18 protein-coding genes and 1 pseudogene are annotated in these 18,841 nt (G+C 42.3%); 13 read left to right on the top strand and 6 right to left on the bottom strand.

Features of this window, described 5'->3' with window-relative positions:
* Positions 1-85 precede the first annotated feature (85 nt).
* A pseudogene (locus V7K27_RS24895) lies at positions 86-322 on the bottom strand (efflux RND transporter permease subunit); the annotation flags it as partial.
* A gap of 230 nt (positions 323-552) precedes the next feature.
* Here V7K27_RS24895 and V7K27_RS24890 point away from each other — a divergent pair.
* The 3 genes from V7K27_RS24890 to V7K27_RS24880 all read left to right on the top strand — a co-directional run bounded on the left by V7K27_RS24890 (position 553) and on the right by V7K27_RS24880 (position 3,202).
* Positions 553-1,434, top strand: coding sequence for an Npun_R2479 family HD domain-containing metalloprotein (locus tag V7K27_RS24890; protein ID WP_334950860.1), 882 nt, complete (start codon positions 553-555; stop codon positions 1,432-1,434).
* 475 nt (positions 1,435-1,909) lie between these two features.
* Entirely contained in the window at positions 1,910-2,035 is a 126-nt protein-coding gene (locus V7K27_RS24885; RefSeq protein ID WP_334950858.1) for a hypothetical protein, read from the top strand.
* A gap of 51 nt (positions 2,036-2,086) precedes the next feature.
* A complete protein-coding gene (locus V7K27_RS24880) occupies positions 2,087-3,202 on the top strand; it encodes an ABC transporter permease (protein ID WP_334950857.1) in 1,116 nt (371 codons plus the stop codon).
* On the opposite strand, the gene V7K27_RS24875 is transcribed toward V7K27_RS24880, so the two are convergent.
* From V7K27_RS24875 to V7K27_RS24865, 3 genes are all read right to left on the bottom strand, one after another.
* A complete protein-coding gene (locus V7K27_RS24875; protein WP_334950856.1) occupies positions 3,191-3,436 on the bottom strand; it encodes a hypothetical protein in 246 nt (81 codons plus the stop codon). The genes V7K27_RS24880 and V7K27_RS24875 overlap by 12 nt on opposite strands.
* Before the next feature lie 348 nt (positions 3,437-3,784).
* Positions 3,785-4,810, bottom strand: a complete 1,026-nt coding sequence (locus tag V7K27_RS24870) for an ABC transporter permease (RefSeq protein ID WP_334950855.1) — start codon at positions 4,808-4,810, stop codon at positions 3,785-3,787.
* 351 nt (positions 4,811-5,161) lie between these two features.
* Entirely contained in the window at positions 5,162-6,814 is a 1,653-nt protein-coding gene (locus V7K27_RS24865) for an ABC transporter substrate-binding protein (RefSeq protein ID WP_334950854.1), read from the bottom strand.
* An 860-nt stretch (positions 6,815-7,674) separates the two neighbouring features.
* Between V7K27_RS24865 and V7K27_RS24860 the strand changes: the two genes are divergently transcribed.
* Positions 7,675-7,998, top strand: a complete 324-nt coding sequence (locus tag V7K27_RS24860) for a hypothetical protein (protein ID WP_334950853.1) — start codon at positions 7,675-7,677, stop codon at positions 7,996-7,998.
* Between the two features lie 51 nt (positions 7,999-8,049).
* On the opposite strand, the gene V7K27_RS24855 is transcribed toward V7K27_RS24860, so the two are convergent.
* Positions 8,050-8,178: a hypothetical protein gene (locus V7K27_RS24855; RefSeq protein ID WP_334950851.1), complete on the bottom strand. Its 129-nt coding sequence runs from the start codon at positions 8,176-8,178 to the stop codon at positions 8,050-8,052.
* A gap of 331 nt (positions 8,179-8,509) precedes the next feature.
* Between V7K27_RS24855 and psbB the strand changes: the two genes are divergently transcribed.
* From psbB to V7K27_RS24815, 8 genes are all read left to right on the top strand, one after another.
* A complete protein-coding gene (gene psbB / locus V7K27_RS24850; RefSeq protein WP_334950849.1) occupies positions 8,510-10,039 on the top strand; it encodes a photosystem II chlorophyll-binding protein CP47 in 1,530 nt (509 codons plus the stop codon).
* A gap of 110 nt (positions 10,040-10,149) precedes the next feature.
* A complete protein-coding gene (locus V7K27_RS24845) occupies positions 10,150-10,254 on the top strand; it encodes a photosystem II reaction center protein T (RefSeq protein ID WP_196514711.1) in 105 nt (34 codons plus the stop codon).
* A 294-nt stretch (positions 10,255-10,548) separates the two neighbouring features.
* Positions 10,549-11,712: a 30S ribosomal protein S1 gene (locus V7K27_RS24840; RefSeq protein ID WP_334950846.1), complete on the top strand. Its 1,164-nt coding sequence runs from the start codon at positions 10,549-10,551 to the stop codon at positions 11,710-11,712.
* A 130-nt stretch (positions 11,713-11,842) separates the two neighbouring features.
* Positions 11,843-12,577 (top strand): HAD family hydrolase, encoded by a 735-nt coding sequence (locus V7K27_RS24835; RefSeq protein WP_334950844.1) that lies wholly within the window; start codon positions 11,843-11,845, stop codon positions 12,575-12,577.
* A gap of 612 nt (positions 12,578-13,189) precedes the next feature.
* Positions 13,190-13,774, top strand: a complete 585-nt coding sequence (locus V7K27_RS24830; RefSeq protein WP_334950927.1) for a Uma2 family endonuclease — start codon at positions 13,190-13,192, stop codon at positions 13,772-13,774.
* Positions 13,775-14,512: 738 nt separating this feature from the next.
* The gene (locus tag V7K27_RS24825) at positions 14,513-15,163 is read left to right on the top strand and encodes a DUF4360 domain-containing protein (RefSeq protein ID WP_334950842.1); all 651 of its coding nucleotides are present in this window, start codon (positions 14,513-14,515) and stop codon (positions 15,161-15,163) included.
* A 388-nt stretch (positions 15,164-15,551) separates the two neighbouring features.
* Positions 15,552-16,220, top strand: a complete 669-nt coding sequence (locus tag V7K27_RS24820; protein WP_334950840.1) for a DUF4360 domain-containing protein — start codon at positions 15,552-15,554, stop codon at positions 16,218-16,220.
* 159 nt (positions 16,221-16,379) lie between these two features.
* Positions 16,380-17,000: a DUF4360 domain-containing protein gene (locus V7K27_RS24815; RefSeq protein ID WP_334950839.1), complete on the top strand. Its 621-nt coding sequence runs from the start codon at positions 16,380-16,382 to the stop codon at positions 16,998-17,000.
* Between the two features lie 151 nt (positions 17,001-17,151).
* On the opposite strand, the gene V7K27_RS24810 is transcribed toward V7K27_RS24815, so the two are convergent.
* The gene (locus V7K27_RS24810; RefSeq protein ID WP_334950837.1) at positions 17,152-18,168 is read right to left on the bottom strand and encodes a sulfate/molybdate ABC transporter ATP-binding protein; all 1,017 of its coding nucleotides are present in this window, start codon (positions 18,166-18,168) and stop codon (positions 17,152-17,154) included.
* A 154-nt stretch (positions 18,169-18,322) separates the two neighbouring features.
* Between V7K27_RS24810 and V7K27_RS24805 the strand changes: the two genes are divergently transcribed.
* Positions 18,323-18,739 carry a hypothetical protein gene (locus V7K27_RS24805; protein WP_334950835.1) on the top strand — a complete coding sequence of 139 codons (417 nt, stop codon included), beginning with the start codon at positions 18,323-18,325 and terminating at the stop codon, positions 18,737-18,739.
* Positions 18,740-18,841 lie beyond the last annotated feature (102 nt).

Genomic DNA, 18,841 nt, shown 5'->3' with positions numbered 1-18,841 from the left:
ATCGCACAGTCTTAATGAATGGGGAGTGGGGAATAGGGAGTGGGGAGTAGGGAATGGGGGCAGAACTCCTAACTACTAAAGGGCGTTATGGGCGCGATGCTTTCTGATCAAAACCATAGCGTAATGTATCCTTAATCCAATTCTGCAAGTTGTCAATGTAGCTAAATATCACTGGTACTACCACCAGTGTCAGCAGGGTGGAAGTTGTGAAACCGCCCATAATGGCAATTCCCATTGGTTGGCGAACTTCAGAACCCGCGCCAATTCCTAATGCTAAGGGCAGAATAGCAGCGATCGTTGCCAGAGAAGTCATTAAAATCGGGCAAATTATTTTTTCTACGTAACCCAGAATTTCTCTAAAGCCTTTGTGTTGCCAGTAAGCCATGCAAGATCATGCAATCCAAGCATAGGTCAAGCTAGCATCCACAGCTATATATGAGTTACAAAGGATCAAACTCCATTACCCTAGATTCCAGCAAGGGTAGCCTTGATTATGGAATTTTGAAATCAATCAAATCAATAAATAATTGGTATTTACCAGAGTAACCAGATATGTTCAATGCCACTGAAATTTTAATTGATGCCTTTGTAGATGAAATTCGAGAAGGCTATCGTCGCACCTATGGCTGCTTCAAAAATGATTATCAGGACATTATCGCTTGGGCTGGTAATATGGCTTTGGAAAACATTGCTAATAGCGACGCCCTTTATCACAATGTTGAACACACTGTCCTCGTCACCCTAGTGGGGCAAGAAATCTTACGTGGCAAACACATTAGAGAAGGCGGTGTTTCCAGTGAAGACTGGTTGCATTGTATTATTTCCTTAGTGTGTCATGATATTGGCTACGTTAAGGGAGTTTGCCGACAAGACCGAGAAGCAATAGACTTATATGCCACAGGTAAAAATGGCAGAATGATTTCTGTAGCTTCTGGCGCTTCTGATGCCAGTCTCACACCGTATCATGTTGATCGAGCCAAGCTGTTTATTGATGAGCGTTTTGGAGGTCACAAGTTAATAGATGCTGAGGCAATTAAGAGCAATATTGAATTGACTCGATTTCCCGTGCCTGCGGCAGAAGACCAGCAAGATACAAAGTGCTTTGCCGGAATAGTACGTGCTGCTGATTTGATTGGGCAACTAAGTGACCCGCGTTACTTGAAGAAAATTACTTCTTTATTTTACGAGTTTGAAGAAACTGGTGTAAATAAAGTTTTGGGCTATAAAACCCCTGCCGATTTACGTAATAACTACGCTAAGTTTTACTGGAATGGTGTCTTTCCCTATATTCAAGAGGGACTGCATTATCTATCACTGACACAGCAGGGAAAACAAATTCTGGCTAATCTCTACTCAAATGTGTTTGTTGTAGAACATGAAAAACAACAGCAAGAACAGGAGCGCTATTTAGAGAAGTTAGGAGTTGCGAGTTAGGAATGGGGAGTGGGTAGAGACGCGATTAATCGCGTCTGTAGGGAGTGGGGAGTGGGGAGTGGGGAGTTAAGAATTATTAATCATGAATGAGTTATGAAGTGAACTACCCCGCCGTAAGACGGACGTAGCTCTCCCAATTCATCGGGAACAGCCTCCAGGACTTCGTAGTTCTATTGGTCTTATATTCCCTCCTCTTGTCAGGAGTCCTGGTTCCCAAGACCCAAATCTTTCTCTTGCGACATATACCTAAAAGCTAATGGTTTTCGCTTGTGGCATTGATGGTCAAGACACTAAATATCCTAGCAGAAAAACAAGTAGGATTCGTCATACATCTGGAATTTTTTTTACCAAGTAAAAAATCAATTCCAGATGCAATCCTCATTCCCCGCTCACAATCCCCACCTTATGAGTACATTGAAGGTGGGGACTTCCGCGACTCGTTAAGATAAAACTTTGATAACTCATAATTCACATCTTGCACCTAGCCTTGGCGATTAGAAATCGCGGCTACACAGGCGAAACCCGCCGACCTGGGTTAAAAACCTTTGATTTTCTCTTAGTCCACGGAGGTGGACTTCGTTTGTATCGCCGCGATTTCTAATCGCCTGGTGCAAGATATAAGATAACTCATAACTTATAACTCCTAACTACTATGGATTGGTGGCGACGACTGAAGAAAAATCCTTTGGCACGATTTGGGGCAATTTTGCTGTTAGTTTTTTACATAGCAGTAATTGCAGCTGATTTCATCGCTCCTTATGACCCCTACGCTTCACAGCCTAATGGTTCACTGCTGCCACCAACTAAGATACACTGGCTTTCCCAGTCAGGGCAGTTTATCGGTCCTCATATTTATCCCACGACTCAGGGAGACACGAATTTAGAAACAGGCGATCGCCAACTCATTGTAGACTTCAAAAAGCCCTCACCCCTGCGTCTATTTGTCTCCGGGCCAGAATACCGATTGTTGCAGATGAGTTTGCCATTACCCCCGAAGTGGGATGAGGTCACAATCTTTGCTGGTATCCCCTTAAATTGGCATTTATTTGGGACAACAAGTGGCGCAAAATTCAACATCTTCGGCACTGATGACCAAGGCCGCGACCAATTAAGTCGTCTGCTGCATGGCGGTCGCATCAGTATGTTTATCGGGATTTTTGGCATTATCATTACCTATCCCCTCGGTTTGCTCATCGGTGGAATTTCCGGCTATTTCGGCGGTGTGACTGATAGCGTCATTATGCGCTTGGCAGAAGTACTAATGACTTTCCCCAGTATTTATCTTTTGGTGACTTTGGGAGCAGTCTTGCCACCTGGTTTAAGCAGTACCCAGCGCTTTTTGCTGATTGTGGTGATTACTTCGGTTATTAGCTGGGCTGGTTTAGCACGGGTCATTCGCGGACAGGTACTATCAATTAAAGAGCGAGAATTTGTCCAGGCGGCACGCGCAATGGGCGGTAATCCACTTTATATCATCCTCCGCCACGTTTTGCCGCAAACGGCTAGTTATATAGTTATCTCTGCGACTCTTGCTATTCCCAGCTTTATTGGTGCAGAAGCGATATTGAGTCTCATCGGCTTGGGAATTCAACAACCAGACCCCTCTTGGGGTAATATGCTTTCTCTGGCTAGCAATGCTTCAATTTTGGTACTGCAACCTTGGTTAATCTGGCCACCGGCTGTGCTGATTATCCTCACAGTGCTAGCATTCAACTTACTCGGTGATGGGCTGAGAGATGCCCTCGACCCTCGTAGTTTAAGAAGATAAGCCCTCAATAATAGTAAATGGTGTCGCCGAAATAACAAATGCGATCGCTGATATAACAAATGCGATCGTTGATATAACAAATGCGATCGTTGAAGTAGCTTTTGCGATCGCTGAAGTAGCTTTTGCGATCGCTGAAGTAGCTTTTGCGATCGCTGAAGTAGCTTTTGCGATCGTTGAAGTAACAAATGCGATCGTTGATATAGCAAATCCGTAGGCGTAGCCAGCCGTAAGCATCGCTCTACTCTACTGACTTTTCACGGTATCTGGAAAACCTCTCTCTAAATCTCTCCCCTACAAGGAGAGAGACTTTGAATTTTCCCCCTTCCCGTGTCGGGAAGGGGGCTAGGGGGTTAGGTCAATCGTTAGCTTTTCCACATGACGTGAAAAATCAGCTCTACTCTACTGCGGCTTTTCCACATGACGTGAAAAATCAGCTCTACTCTACTGCTGCAAAACCCAACGATGAAAAAGTTCTACCATAATCAAATATGAGTCTTATAGCAACAGAATTGTTAACGGTAGTTTCTACTTTAACTTGGATGTTGGACGGTAATTTCAGTCTTCTGTTTTAATAACTCTTTACTAATACCGAATTCGCGGATCTACATAAGCATTTAAAATATCAATCAAAATGCTGGCACTCACAACGATCGCACCAAAAAATACTAGCACTCCCTGGACTGTGGGATAATCGCGATCGGCGATCGCTTGATATAGTCGATTGGCTAACCCAGGCCAAGAAAATGTCACTTCTGTCAAAATCGCCCCACCCAACAGCGACGCAAAAGTTAATCCCAACACTGTAATAACTGGGATTAGGGCATTTTTTAAAGCATGGGAGACTAAAATCTTATTTTCACCAATACCTCTGGCTCTAGCGGCTTCTACATAATCTGCTTGCAAGGTTTGCTTTAAATTTACTCTTACAATTCGCTCAAAAATCCCACTCAGCAAAATTCCTAGTGTGAGACTCGGTAGAGCCAGATGGTGCAAAGATGTGAAAAACTGGGTTAAATTTCCACCGAGTAAGCTATCAATTGTATACAATCCGGTGACAGTCGTGGGAGCCGGAAGATTGGGCGGAAAGCGGTTGGAATTAGGAAACCAACCCAATTGGACTGAGAAAATCAACTGCAAAAGCATTCCCGCCCAAAACATCGGGAGTGCGTAGGTGATGATCCCAAATAAGCGCCCACCGACATCAAAGTATGTCCCAGGACGAGAGGCTGAGAGAGTCCCAACCGCAATTCCAACGATGAGTGCAACCGCCATACTACATACTGCTAACTCCACCGTCGCCGGGAAATATTGCCCAATTATGTCCCAAACATTCAGTCCGCGACTCATTAAAGAGGTTCCCAAGTCAAAGCGCAGTATGCTTCCCAAATAATTAAGGTACTGTAGCCACAGGGGAAGGTTTAAACCTAGTTGTTTTCGCAATTCTTCTTTAGCAGCTTCTGGCGCACGTCCACCGAGAATTGCATCTGCGGGATCTCCTGGTGTTGCTCTTAGTAAGAGAAATACAATCGTGATAATCGTTAATAGCTGAAGTGGCGCGAGAAGCAACCGAGAAACAATGTAATACTGTAAAGCTTTAGAGCGAGACATATTTTAGTTATTTGTTATTTGTTATTTGTCATTTGCAAATGACCAATGAATATAGCGGTTCTCGCTTCAGTTGAGTAGAATTTTGACCTCTCTCCAAACCTCTCTCCTACAAGGAGAGAGGCTTTGAATCTTACTCCCCTTCCCTGCAAGGGAAGGGGTTGGGGGTTAGGTCTGTATTAGACTTAACTGCAAACCGCTATAATGACTACTGACCAATGACTAAGTACACGTTACCGTCAAAGGGGTTCGGAAATATTCAGACTTGATGCTGGGTTTCACTTCGTTCTACCCAACCTACGAATGATTAAATTCCATACCCTTTTTGTGGTGTTCTGTACTAATGACTAATGACTACTTTTTAATTGTCTGGTAAACCAGAATTTGGGTAGGGTTAAGTTGTACGCTGCTAACACCTTTTTGGGCAAATACATAGTCTTTGTTTTGCCATAAGGGAACGTAAGGTACTTCAGTAGTTACTTGCGTTTGAATTTCTGTAAAAATTTTCTGACGCGCTTCGGGGTTTTGTTCTTTGCGTTGCTGATCAATCAGTTTATTCATGGCTTCGCTATAGTAAAACGAACCCTGAGTTTGACTAGCTCCATCTTCGCATCCTTTGGCAACTGAACCTTTGCCACAAGACAAAAACGGCTGGACGTAATTATCTGGGTCTAAAAAGTCTGGATACCAATCAAGTAAAGCTGCTGGATATAATCCTTTGGAGATGTCTTTAAAAAAGGTAGGGGCTTCGGCGGGGGTAACTTCAAATTGCAGTATTCCATCCATTTTGACATCGACAAGGGATTTGAGTGTCTGTGCTGCCAAACTACGAGTAGGCGAACTAGAAGGATACCAAATTTGCACTTTTGCGGGATTTTCTTTGGAGAAACCAGCAGTAGTTAACAATTTTTTAGCTTGCTCAAAGTTAGCATCGCCATATTTATCTTTGAATAATGGCACAGAAACTTTAAACGTCGTGGGAATCATACTATAAAGCGGATCTGCTTGACCAAGTAATACTCGCTCGTTTAAAAGTGGACGGTCAATTATTGACGCGATCGCTTGTCTTACCTCTAATTTATCTAAAGGCTTTTGATTCCGGTTTAATACCAGATAACTTACCACACTACCGTTAGCAGCGATCGCTTGCCAATCCCCTTTTTTAGCACCGTCTTCCAAGCTGCGAGCTTGATCTGGTTGCAACGACAGATAAGCTACATCGACTGCACCTGTACGGAAAGCATTAAACAAATTAACCGGACTAGTTTGAATTTGGACGTTAACACCCTTGTTAGCTGGTTTTTCTCCCCAATACTTATCAAACGCATCAAATCGGATTGAATCAGTACCATACTGTCCTAACTTGTAAGGGCCAGTCCCCACAAAAATATTCGGCTTGAATTTCCCAGCACCAACTTCGTAAGCTTTTGGCGAAACTGCACACACCCCAGGAAACGCCAGCAGTGAAGGAAATGCTGAAAAGGGCTTTTTCAGCTTAATTGTTAACTCATACTCGCCTGTAGTTTTTACCGACTCTACTATATCACCTAGTAAGAATGAGGGTTTTCCTTTATTTTCAATAAAGCGCTGGATGGTAAAGGCCATTGCTTGGGCGTTGAAGGGAGTTCCATCGTGATAAACTACTCCCTGACGTAAGGGAATGGTATAAGTTAAGCCATCTTGACTGACTTTGGGTAATGCTGTAGCTAGCTGGGGCTTAATTTCCGTGCTTCCTGATTCGTAGGTGTAGAGGCGATCGCTCATATTAAACACCAAACCTAAAGATGCTAACTCATAGGCATCAGCCGGATCAAGGGTTCTTGGCTTTTCTGTTGTACCTATAGTAATCCGACCATCACTTGTAGGGCTATTTACAGAACCGGATGGTGGCGTAGAAAGCTTAGGACGAGGAGCGCAACTAACAACTAAAAATAAACATAGACAGAACAAACATAGGAATTGTGTAATCCGACCCCACCGTTTTACGGACAAGGAAAACCAGGTCATACAGTTAAATTTTATGTAATTATCGGTCAGTGATTATACTATATCTTCGTTAGTTTTATAGCATATTCTACAATTAATTACTAATTTACCCACTTTTGATACAGGGTTTTGCTCTAATAATATAGATTTACGGCGAATTATGCAGCATCTCAATGGGAGCAAAAATACCAGATGAGAAACAAGATTCTTGCTCCCTCTCCTTACCAAGGAGAGGGTTGGGGTGAGGTTTTACAAGGCTTTTTACACTCATTGAGATGCTCCCCTATCGCAAGAGGAATTAGGGGAAAAAGCAGAACTTATCGGACATACATAGGAATGATTGAAAGAGGCGAGAAAAACATACCTAAAGTAGTCATAATATGTTGCTGCATTGCTAACATATTATACATAAATATGTCTTGTCAACTTGGCAAAAAAATAAAACAGGAGTCAGAATACAGAATACAGAATTCAGAATACTCCACCCATAAAGGGATAGAGTTTTAAGGCGAGAATATTTTAATTTTTTTCGCCCATCCTTCGACCCTTCGGCGCAGGCTCAGGGCAAGCAAGCTCAGGGCATCGCAATTCGGCTTGGTTTTAAACCAATATTCATTACCCAGTTGGACTCCAATTCAATTCTGAATTCTGACTCCTGAGTTCTGAATTCTTCTTATAAAATTATTAGCGTCAAATTAGATATTACAATCTTGTGATTTTTTCTACCGATCCAAGTGATATAAGTAATGATTTTTCCTATTAAAACGTGGGCAATAACTTAAATAACCTTCATTTAAAATATCATTAGTTATACATTAACAAATCAGATATGTAAGATATGGTAAATAGGAAATAGAAAGTCTAATAGTGAGACTAAGACCGTGAAGTATTTCTTTCTATCTGAGGGATGGACAGTTGCTAGAGTCTGGGCATCTGATGGACTCTGGCAAATAACTGCATGGCGACGCCAACCAGATATTCAGCGAATGAATATTTGTTTAGTCGAACAAAACGAATTGCTATGGCTTTATCGAGTTGAAGAAGCCATTTTAACCGTAGAAGTCAAGCCAACAACACCAGTAATTGCCAGTAAAACCATAGGTCAAGTAGTACTGAAGCGTCTAATGAGTGCTGAACAGGTAATTGAACGCCTGGGTACGGCTGAGGCGAAGTGTCAACTGCAAAATATCCAGTTAGTGGTTTAGTAGATAGTGGCATGGGGCATGGGGCATGGGGCATAGGGCATACATAGGGCATTATTTATTCTTCCTCATCTCCCTCATCTCCCTCATCCCCCTCATCCCCCTCATCTCCCTCATCTCCCTCATCCCCCTCATCTCCCTCATCCCCACCCTCCTCATCAAGAAAAGATAAGCAAATTTCATCTCTGACGGGGATTGGTAGCGAAAAAACTTGGAGATGCTACGCGATCGCATCAATTTACACGCTTGCAAACAATTCCATCAATAGTTACACTTTTTAAAACATTCTCATTTTTGCTTGGCGATGGCTACCCTACAGGGTAAACCTCCCGAAGCGAGTAAGCATTGCCTCATCTCCCACGCTGTCTGACTTCTAAGACTAAGCTGTGTTAAGACTCTGGCTCTGGCAATAACAAAAAACAAGAGAGAGTTTTCTGAGTGTCGGCTTTCGTCTCTCAGAATCTCAGTAAGAAAATTGCTTTGTAAACTAACTCATCGAGGAGGAGCGTAGTCGATGGGACTACCCTGGTATCGAGTACATACAGTTGTTCTGAATGATCCAGGCCGACTGATTTCTGTACACCTGATGCATACAGCCTTAGTAGCAGGCTGGGCTGGTTCGATGGCACTCTACGAACTAGCTGTTTTTGACCCTAGCGATCCGGTTCTCAACCCGATGTGGCGTCAAGGGATGTTCGTTCTGCCCTTCATGTCACGTTTGGGCGTCACCCAATCTTGGGGTGGTTGGAATGTTACTGGTGGCCCGTCAATTGATCCTGGCTTCTGGTCATTTGAAGGGGTTGCTGCGGCTCACATTGTTCTTTCCGGTCTTTTGTTCCTAGCCGCCGTATGGCACTGGGTTTACTGGGATTTGGAACTCTTTAGAGATCCCCGCACTGGTGAACCTGCCCTAGACTTGCCAAAGATGTTTGGCATTCACCTGTTCTTATCTGGTCTACTTTGTTTTGGCTTTGGTGCTTTTCACGTCACCGGACTATTTGGTCCGGGGATATGGGTTACTGACCCCTATGGTATAACTGGCGCCGCGCAGGCAGTAGCACCAGAATGGGGCCCAGATGGTTTTAATCCATATAACCCTGGTGGCATTGCGGCTCACCACATTGCCGCTGGTGTTGTTGGTATTATTGCAGGCTTATTCCACCTCACAGTCAGACCCCCCGAACGGCTCTACAAAGCCCTACGGATGGGGAACATTGAAACAGTACTTTCTAGCAGTATTGCAGCAGTCTTCTTTGCTGCTTTCGTTGTTGCTGGTACTATGTGGTACGGTAACGCCGCCACACCCATCGAATTATTTGGCCCTACCCGCTATCAATGGGATCAAAGCTACTTCCGTCAGGAAATTGATCGTCGCGTTCAAACTAGCGTTGCTCAAGGCGCAAGCCTAACGGAAGCTTGGTCGCAGATTCCAGAAAAGCTGGCTTTCTACGATTATGTCGGCAATAGTCCCGCTAAAGGCGGTCTATTCCGTACAGGGCCAATGGTCAAGGGCGATGGCATTGCCCAGTCTTGGCAAGGTCACGCCGTATTCAAAGATTCTGAAGGACGGGAATTGACCGTGCGTCGTCTCCCCAACTTCTTTGAAACCTTCCCAGTAGTTTTGACCGACGCAGATGGAGTTGTCCGCGCTGACATTCCCTTCCGTCGGGCAGAATCTAAGTATAGCTTCGAGCAATCTGGTGTCACCGTTAGTTTCTACGGTGGCGATCTGAATGGTAAGACCTTTACAGAGCCAGCTGATGTCAAGAAGTATGCTCGTAAGGCTCAAGGCGGTGAAATCTTTGAATTTGACCGGGAAACCTTGAACTCTGATGGTGTATTCCGCACCAGTCCTAGAGGTTGGTTTACCTTTGGACACGCTGTATTTGCTCTGCTGTTCTTCTTTGGTCATCTCTGGCATGGCGCTCGGACAATCTACCGAGACGTATTTGCTGGTGTTGACGCCGATCTAGAAGAGCAAGTTGAGTGGGGTCTGTTCCAGAAAGTGGGTGACAAGTCAACCCGCCGGAAGGAAGCTCTCTAATTTCAGTGCTGAGTTATGATTGCTGAGTTCCGAGTTAAGGCTCTGACTCAGTACTCAGGACTCAGCACTCATAACTTTAATTACTGGCTGGATAGGGAGGAAATCGTAATATGGAAAGCGTTGCGTACATCTTGATTTTTACTCTGTGTATAGGTACTCTCTTTTTTGCGATCGCATTTCGCGAACCCCCTCGCTTTGAAAAAAAAGATAAGTAGATCCGATTACCAGACATTTAAGAAGATTTAATGTTAATATCCGTTGCTACCATCCTTAGTAGCAACGGATATTATTGTGTTTGTCCTTTGTTATTTCTAACTACTAAGTAAATCATCAATCATATTAATATTGTGATATAATTTCCAATCTTGGGAGTAGATATGTGTTAATACTAGCTTTTCTGCGCTAGGATGAAAAAGGATGTTTTGTGTAGGCTGGCATAAAAGCGCTTACATAACAAATTACGCTTGTCGCACAACCTTTACGGAGACTAGAACCAGGAACAAATCAGCATGGTCAATCAGAATTTAACCGCTACAGAAATTGGATTCACTCACGAAGATTTCGCTGCTCTACTTGACAAATACGATTATCATTTTAGCCCTGGTGATGTTGTCCCAGGAACAGTATTCAGTATAGAGCCGCGCGGCGCTCTGATTGACATTGGTGCTAAAACCGCAGCATATATACCTATACAAGAAATGTCTATTAACCGGGTAGATGCCCCGGAAGAAGTCTTACAGTCAAACGAAACCAGGGAATTTTTCATCCTTACCGATGAAAATGAAGATGGTCAATTAACCCTTTCCATTCGCCGTATTGAATATATGCGGGCCTGGGAGCGCGTGCGACAGCTGCAAGCAGAAGATGCGACTGTACGTTCTGGCGTGTTTGCAACCAATCGCGGCGGAGCATTAGTACGGATTGAAGGATTACGTGGCTTTATCCCAGGTTCGCACATCAGTACCCGCAAACCTAAAGAAGAATTGGTAGGCGAAGATTTACCATTAAAATTCCTAGAGGTGGACGAAGAACGTAATCGCCTAGTTCTATCTCACCGTCGGGCGTTAGTTGAGCGCAAGATGAACCGCCTAGAAGTCGGCGAAGTAGTAATTGGTACCGTTCGTGGGATCAAGCCCTACGGTGCTTTCATCGACATCGGTGGTGTCAGTGGTCTACTGCACATTTCTGAGATTTCCCACGAACATATTGATACGCCTCACAGCGTGTTCAATGTCAATGATGAAGTGAAAGTTATGATCATTGACTTGGATGCAGAAAGGGGTCGGATTTCCCTATCTACCAAGCAGCTAGAACCCGAACCCGGCGACATGATTAAAAACCGAGATTTGGTCTACGATAAGGCAGAAGAAATGGCTGCTAAATATCGTGAACAGCTGTTAGCGAAGCAGCAAGGTGCTACTGCTGCGCCGGCTGCACCCGTGGAAGTTTTAGCAGAGGAAGAAATAGAAGTTCCACCAGCAGTGGAACTTGAAGAAGAGATTCCACCAGCAGCAGAACTTGAAGAAGAGATTCCACCAGCAGCAGAACTTGAAGAAGAAATTCCGCCAGCAGCAGAAATTGAAGAAGAAATTCCAGTAGTTGCGGAAATTGAAAAGGAGATTCCAGCAGCGACGGAAACTGAAGAGGAAATTCCAGCAGCTATTAAAGAGTAATAGATTTTTTCTAGTTTTACTTGTCTTTAAGTAAGAGTATAAAATCATTAAAAAAAGAGGGAAAACCCTCTTTTTTTATGTGGAAAATCGGTAAAAGTTAAGAGTTGGCAGTAGTTAAGAGTTAAATATTGTGGCAACCATTAAATGTAGAAATATCACTTTTGATAATATCCAGGCAATTTTGTTTGACAAAAACGGTACTCTAGAAGATTCTGAAATGTATTTGCGAGCGATCGCACAAAAGGCAGCAAGATTAATAGATGCTCAAATCCCTGGAACTGGGGAACCCCTATTAATGGCATTTGGTGTCAATGGCAATCTTCTAGATCCCGCAGGTTTAATATCAGTTGCAAGCCGCCGCGAAACAGAAGTAGCAGCAGCAGCATATATAGCTGAAACTGGTAAGGGTTGGTTTGAGTCCTTAAAAATAGCCCGTCAAGCTTTGGATGAAGCACAGAAATACATTGGACAAACTCCTTCACCACTCTTTGTGGGTAGCTTAGAAGTTTTGAAATCTCTGTGGGAAGGTGGACTAAAACTCGGTATCCTCTCAGCTGCGACAACTCAAGAAGTACGTAAGTTTGTCGCTAATCACCAATTAAGTGATTATATCCAGTTGGAAATGGGAGTAGATGAGGGACCGAGTAAACCAGATCCAGTCCTATTTTTGCAAGCTTGCCAAGCTTTGGGAGTCGAACCAGGCGCTACATTGATGGTGGGTGATTCAGTTGGTGATATGCAAATGGCGCATGATGCTAAAGCCGCAGGTTGTATTGGCATCACTTGGGTGGGTAAGTCAGATAATGTTCGAGGTGCGGATGTGGTGATTAATCAACTTGATCAAATCCAGATTTTAGAGGATTAATTTATAAGAAGAATTCAGAACTCAGGAGTCAGAATTCAGTATGAATTCTGTACGAGTGGGTGATGAATATTGGTCAAAACCTCGCCCCTGGCGATGCCCGTAGCGTGGCCGTTGGGTTAAGCGAAAAAAATTAAAATATTCTCGCATTAAAACTCTATCCCTTCATGGGTAGAGTATTCTGAATTCTGAATTCTGAATTCTGACTCCTGTTTTATGGCATCAATTTTTCCTTAGTCCGCGGAGGCGGACGAGAGTTTGTGTAGCCGCGAATTCTATGAAACTGTTGGCGAATTGATCGGGGGTCTAACCCATCAGCCCCAATCCATCTTAATTTCTTTAATTTCAGTGCGTTTCAACGTACTTTAGCTATTAGCCCGCAATTTATTGCAGGGCCCGAAAGCAACGCAAAACTCAGGTTTTAGGGATGGGGGGTTTAACAAGAGAGTAAATTTACCAACAGTCTCATTTTATTCGCCCTGGCTCTAATTTGATACCAATGCACATCTGTACGCCCCTAGTAAAGCAAAATATATTGCTTATATCATACTATTTCTGGTGTGTCAAGTTAAAGATGCTAGGATATTAATTGCTCTCACAGTTGCTAAACAAGCCATGCAAAACACAGAAACGACGTTAAAACTCCGCCTGTGGACAGTAGAGGAATACCACCGGATGGCTGATGCTGGGATTTTTGGTGCAGATGAACGAGTGGAACTCCTAGAAGGAAAGATTATCTGGATGATTGCAAAAGGGACAGCCCATAGGTCAGCAGTGGGAAGAACAGATAGATTGCTGCAAAACAGTCTAACGAATCGGGCTTTGATATGTGTTCAAGACCCAGTAAAGTTAAATGAACGGTCTGAACCAGAACCGGATATTGCTGTCGTTAAACTAGACCCACTGGACTATGCAGACCACCATCCTACCCCTTCTGAGGTTTATCTAATTATTGAGGTAGCAGATAGCAGCCTTAAACTAGACTGTGAAACTAAAGGAAAAGCTTACTCAAAGGCGGGAATTATAGATTATTGGGTGCTAGATGTGATTGGCCGACAATTGCACGTTTTTCGGCAACCGACTGAGGATGGCTATCAAAGTGAAGTAATTGTAGAGGAAGATGGGATTATTTCACCTTTACAGTTTCCTGATTTAAGCATTGCAGTTTTGGAAATTTTACCACCGTTGAGAGTATCTTAGGTAAGAAGGAAAGTATTTGTCAGCTACTATTAAATAGTCGCTAATTTAGGACTGAATATACCCATAATACTTATTCTGGATAACGCCAAATTATTCAAGCATAGGGCAAATAACTTTGTTACTTACCTTCATATTCACCAAAATTTAACTTCATATTCACCAAGATTTAATATCATATTCGGGTGATTACTTATAATAAAATTTATCAATGTAGGTTGGGTTGAGGAACGAAACCCAACATGAACAGCCTTGCTTGATCAACAAAGTCAAAATCCTTGTTTAGAACCAAGCACAGAGAAACAAGCTTTTAAATATTTTGTCACGAGAGTAATAAAATAGCGTTAGATTTTACTCAACTCTTCTTTTAACTTTATAAAAAATGAGCAAATCTTCAGCTATTAGTTAATATTTATATTTGCAAAATATATTCCTTTGGATAGATTCAATACATTTCTCAAGTTAGTTATTCTTTTTTACAGAATCTTGTTACATGGCAATTTTCTAAATAAATGAAATACGCTGATAAATAATTTAAGAGTCAGAAATTCCCTGCCTTTTACTATTTTCTGTCTTCCTTAACCAGAGCGTATTGCACAGAATTAAGAATTGGTATAAATCCCCAAAAACCAAAGAGGCTGCTGGGTAAAATTCCTTTGTTTAGAAGTATCTTAGGGAATTTGAATTTTTAGTTGCAGCTAATGTGAACAGTAAATTACACATTTTCGCGGAGTCCTTAATATGAATATGAAAGTTTTAAGTGGTCTAATTTCCAGTTTAGCCTTACTGAGTTTAAATATTGTCGGTTTATCTCCGGCACAGGCTGAACCACAAGGATTTACATTTCAAAAAGTTCCAGTAACTCTTTTAGGAAATGGTTGCCCAGACGGAACAGCAGAGGGAATTTTGAATGGAGATACTCTTTCAATAACATTTTCTGAGTTTGAAGCTAAAGCTACACCTCCTAAGGTTGTATCAAAATCCTGCAATCTGCGGATCGGTCTGAATGTACCTTCTGGATTGAACGTTCAGCCCATTAACGTCAAGTATCTTGGCTTTGCAGATGTGCCTACAGGAGGCAGTGCTAACCTAAATGTTAGAATACTCTTTCAAGGTCAAATAGTTGCAACTAACAATAATCCAAACGCAACGTTTAGCCCTGGCTTCTCAGATGTTTGGAGCAAAGATGTAGGTATTACATTAGGCACAATAAATGCCTGTAAGAAGCCAGTGAGTTCGATTTTTGGTATCAATACAAATCTGACGGCAAGATCTCCAAAAAATATACCTCCAAATCAACCACAACTAGAAACCCAAATCCGAATTGATACAATCGACACAACAATAGGCCCTGTATTGTTCCAAATCAAGTTTGCTTTTAACCCTTGTTAAGTTTTTTAAAGGCATAGTAAGTTTTGCATTTAATTTTTCACAAAAGCTGATCCCTTAAAAACTGCTTTACCAACTTCTCGAAAGATTTCTTCCAATGTCTCTGAAGATATCTTTCGGTGTCTTTCTTAAGAAATAGTATTGACAACCAAATGGCAATTCTCAAATAAATGAAATACGCTGATAAATAATTTCAGAGCCAGAAATTCCTTGTTTTTTCCTATTTCTGTCCCCCTTAACCAGAGCGTATTGCACCCAATTAAGAATTGCTATAAATCCCTAAACCCCAGCTAGTCCCCTGGGTAAAATTCCTTTCTTTAGAAGTATCTTAGGGAATTTTCAGTTGCAGCTAATGTACACAGGAAATTACATATTTTCGCGGAGTCCTTATATGAAAATTTTAAGTGCTTTTATTTCCAGTTTGACGTTACTGAGTTTAAATGTTGTTGGTTTATCTCAGGTAAAGGCTCAGTCTCAATCACAAGAAGGATTTGAGTTTCAAAAAATTCCAGTAACTCTTGCAGGAAATGGTTGCCCACCGGGAAAAGCACAGGGAATTTTCAATGGAGATACCCTTTCAATAACATTTTCTGAGTTTGAAGTTGTAGCTGCACCTTCTAAGGTTGTATCAAAATCCTGCAATTTGCGGATCGGTCTAAATGTACCTTCTGGATTTAATGTTCAGCCGATTAACGTCAAGTATCTTGGCTTTGCAGATGTACCTATTGCAGATGTACCTAACAAAGCGAGTGCTAACGTGAACGTTAAAATACTCTTTCAAGGTCAAGAAGTTCCAACTAACGATGATCCAAACGCAAGGTTTGACCCTGGCTTCTCAGATGTTTGGAGCAAAGATATAGGTATTACATTAAAGACAATAAATGCGTGTAAAAAACCAGTGAGTTCGGTTTTTGGTATCAATACAACTCTGACAGCAAGAGCTCCAAAAAATATACCTCTAAATCAACCACAACTAGAAACCCAAATCCGAATTGATACAATCGACACAACAATCGGTTCTGTATTGTTCCAAATCAAGTTTGATTTTAACCCTTGTTAGGTTTTTTAAATGCATAGTAAGTTTTGCATTTAAGTTTTTACAAAAGCTGATGCCTCTAAAGCGGCTTTACCAACTTATCAAAAGATTTCTTGTAATCTCTCTGAGGAAATTTTTGACTATCTATCTTTAGAATAAATAGTACTGACAACCTTATTGGATATGAAAGAAATGAAAGTTTTAAGTGGTCTTATTTCCAGTTTGACGATGCTGAATTTAAATGTTGTGGGTTTATCTCAAGCACAGGCTCAAACACAGGGATTTCAGTTTCAAAAAGTTCCAGTAACTCTTTTCGGAAATGGCTGCCCGTCGGGAAATTCCCAAGCAAATTTGAAAGTAGATACTCTGTTTGTAACTTTACCTTCATTTGAGGCTGTAGCTGTATCTCCTAAGGTTGTATCCAAATCTTGCAATCTGAGAATTGGTCTTAATGTGCCTAAGGGGTATAAAGTTAAGCCCATTAACATCAGATATGTTGGCTTTGCAAATGTGCCTAAGGGAGGCAGTGCTGACCTAAAAGTTACATTAGTGTTTCAAGGCAAAAATGTTCCAAATTCTAGTAATGATCCAAACGCAAACTTCCCGTCTGGCTTTTCAAATGGATGGTTAAAAAATGTAGCTATTACACCAGATGCAATAGACGCCTGTGCTAACCCAGTGAATTCGGTTTTCGGCATCAACACAAATTTGATAGCGCGTGCCAGAGGTTTAGCTGCGGGGCAGCAAACCAAAATTCTAATCGCTCAGGGCTATCAAATTAAGTTTACTTTTACTCGTTGTTAGTCGAGACAGATATAGCGTTGCATATAGAAAGTTTGGACTTTGCACAAAAAAGACTTGTTCGCGGAGAATATCCGCGAACAAGTCTTTTTTGACTATAAACCCAGAATATTTAGAGATGTAGGTAAATGGTTTAGAATTTCGGTACTGCTAACTAAACTGAATAAGACAGTGGGAAGGACTTCGCATCTTTTGGCTTCACATACACTCGCTGTTTCGCTTCTAACCCTAAGTCATTAAAGCGATCGCGTGTTAAATGCGCCATCACCACTTGTCCATCATCGAAAGTTAATTCCACCTGAATTTCCCAACCCAAATGTACCAATCGGCTCACCGTTGCAGGTGTAGTGGCATCGTTGGCAACTTTTTCAAAAATCACATCTTGCGGGCGCAAAAACACTTGTGGGTGTGGCGCATCAAATCCGCTACTTTTAAAAATCCTGGAAGTGCTGGGCAATATGTTCACCGGGCCGATGAAGCCCATCACAAATGCGGTGGCAGGATTATCGTAAATTTCTGATGGTGTCCCCACCTGTTCGACACGCCCCTTATTCATGACCACAACTTCATCGGAGACTTCCATTGCTTCCTCTTGGTCATGGGTGACGAAAACTGTGGTAACATGAACTTCATCATGGAGGCGGCGTAACCATGCCCGTAAGTCTTTGCGGACTTTTGCATCAAGTGCGCCGAAGGGTTCATCTAGCAGTAATACATCAGGTTCTACTGCCAGTGCCCTTGCTAATGCTACCCGTTGTCTTTGACCACCAGAAAGTTGTGATGGATAGCGATCGCCTAGTCCAGTCAACTGCACCAATTCTAGTAACTGTTCTACCCGCCCCTTAATCTTCTTTGGCTGTGCCTTGCGAATTTCTAAGCCAAAGGCAATATTTTGCTTGACAGTTAAATGCTTGAATAGGGCATAGTGTTGAAACACAAACCCAATATTTCGCTCTTGCACGCTTTGGTATGTAGCGTCCTTACCGGTAAGCAGGATTTTGCCGCTATCAGGCATTTCTAAACCTGAAATTAACCGTAGTAGCGTAGATTTACCTGATCCAGATGGACCGAGCAACGCAACTAGCGCACCACTCTTAATTTCCAGGCTGACCTGATCAACTGCCTTGAAACTCCCGAATTGTTTGGAGACGTTTTCAACTACTATGCCCACTACTGCTATACCTCTGCAACTAAATCTACAGATCCTTGCTAGGATTACTGTGTCTTACATATACCATACATAATTATTTAGAGATGAACAAGATTTAGCTACCGCAACTGCTGCGATCGAGGAAGCTACAATGAGGAGCAAAGTGTGAGGAGCCTTGGGGTTGAAGAAATTCCCTAACCTGTTTCCCCAAGACTCGCCAAGAATCATTCAAAGATCGCGGCTTGTTCTCAAGGAAGGAAAATGGCGAGAGGTTACATACAAACGCGAAGAACGCACCGCATCAGGAGTCTATAATTTTATTGTCACTCTAGAGGGAATAGTGTTTATTCGTAGAGCCAGCGCTAGGGTTGCAGATAGAGCCATTGGTCATATAGATTTAGCAAAGGGAGAGGATGTAAAATACGCTGGTCGGCTCTACTTTTCAGGACGCAATAATAGAGGAATCCTCCGCAAGTGGACTAATGAATCTGGACATTATCGACCTGGTGCTGAATCGATGAGTAACGCAGATTTACTACCTCAAGAACTTTTTGAGTCAGGTCAATTCAAAAGTCTAATTAGTCTCAATTGAATCCCTGGTAATAATTAAGATAAAACCGCCTCCCCCATGATAGATAGAAGATGGTATTTGGTAACATTGGGGTGTAATTAATATCGAATCATAAATGGTATC

Origin of the sequence: Nostoc sp., from assembly GCF_036919575.1 — a bacterium.
Lineage (GTDB): Bacteria > Cyanobacteriota > Cyanobacteriia > Cyanobacteriales > Nostocaceae > Nostoc.
Note: the sequence above shows the minus strand (reverse complement) of the source record. Positions and strands in the feature narration are given on the sequence as shown.

Coding starts and splice junctions, on each gene's coding strand:
- V7K27_RS24890 (WP_334950860.1), top strand. CDS start 553: ATGTTCAATGCCACTGAAATTTTAATTGATGCCTTTGTAGATGAAATT.
- V7K27_RS24880 (WP_334950857.1), top strand. CDS start 2,087: ATGGATTGGTGGCGACGACTGAAGAAAAATCCTTTGGCACGATTTGGG.
- V7K27_RS24875 (WP_334950856.1), bottom strand. CDS start 3,436: ATGCTTACGGCTGGCTACGCCTACGGATTTGCTATATCAACGATCGCA.
- V7K27_RS24870 (WP_334950855.1), bottom strand. CDS start 4,810: ATGTCTCGCTCTAAAGCTTTACAGTATTACATTGTTTCTCGGTTGCTT.
- V7K27_RS24865 (WP_334950854.1), bottom strand. CDS start 6,814: ATGACCTGGTTTTCCTTGTCCGTAAAACGGTGGGGTCGGATTACACAA.
- V7K27_RS24855 (WP_334950851.1), bottom strand. CDS start 8,178: ATGAAATTTGCTTATCTTTTCTTGATGAGGAGGGTGGGGATGAGGGAG.
- psbB (WP_334950849.1), top strand. CDS start 8,510: ATGGGACTACCCTGGTATCGAGTACATACAGTTGTTCTGAATGATCCA.
- V7K27_RS24845 (WP_196514711.1), top strand. CDS start 10,150: ATGGAAAGCGTTGCGTACATCTTGATTTTTACTCTGTGTATAGGTACT.
- V7K27_RS24840 (WP_334950846.1), top strand. CDS start 10,549: ATGGTCAATCAGAATTTAACCGCTACAGAAATTGGATTCACTCACGAA.
- V7K27_RS24830 (WP_334950927.1), top strand. CDS start 13,190: ATGCAAAACACAGAAACGACGTTAAAACTCCGCCTGTGGACAGTAGAG.
- V7K27_RS24825 (WP_334950842.1), top strand. CDS start 14,513: ATGAATATGAAAGTTTTAAGTGGTCTAATTTCCAGTTTAGCCTTACTG.
- V7K27_RS24820 (WP_334950840.1), top strand. CDS start 15,552: ATGAAAATTTTAAGTGCTTTTATTTCCAGTTTGACGTTACTGAGTTTA.
- V7K27_RS24815 (WP_334950839.1), top strand. CDS start 16,380: ATGAAAGAAATGAAAGTTTTAAGTGGTCTTATTTCCAGTTTGACGATG.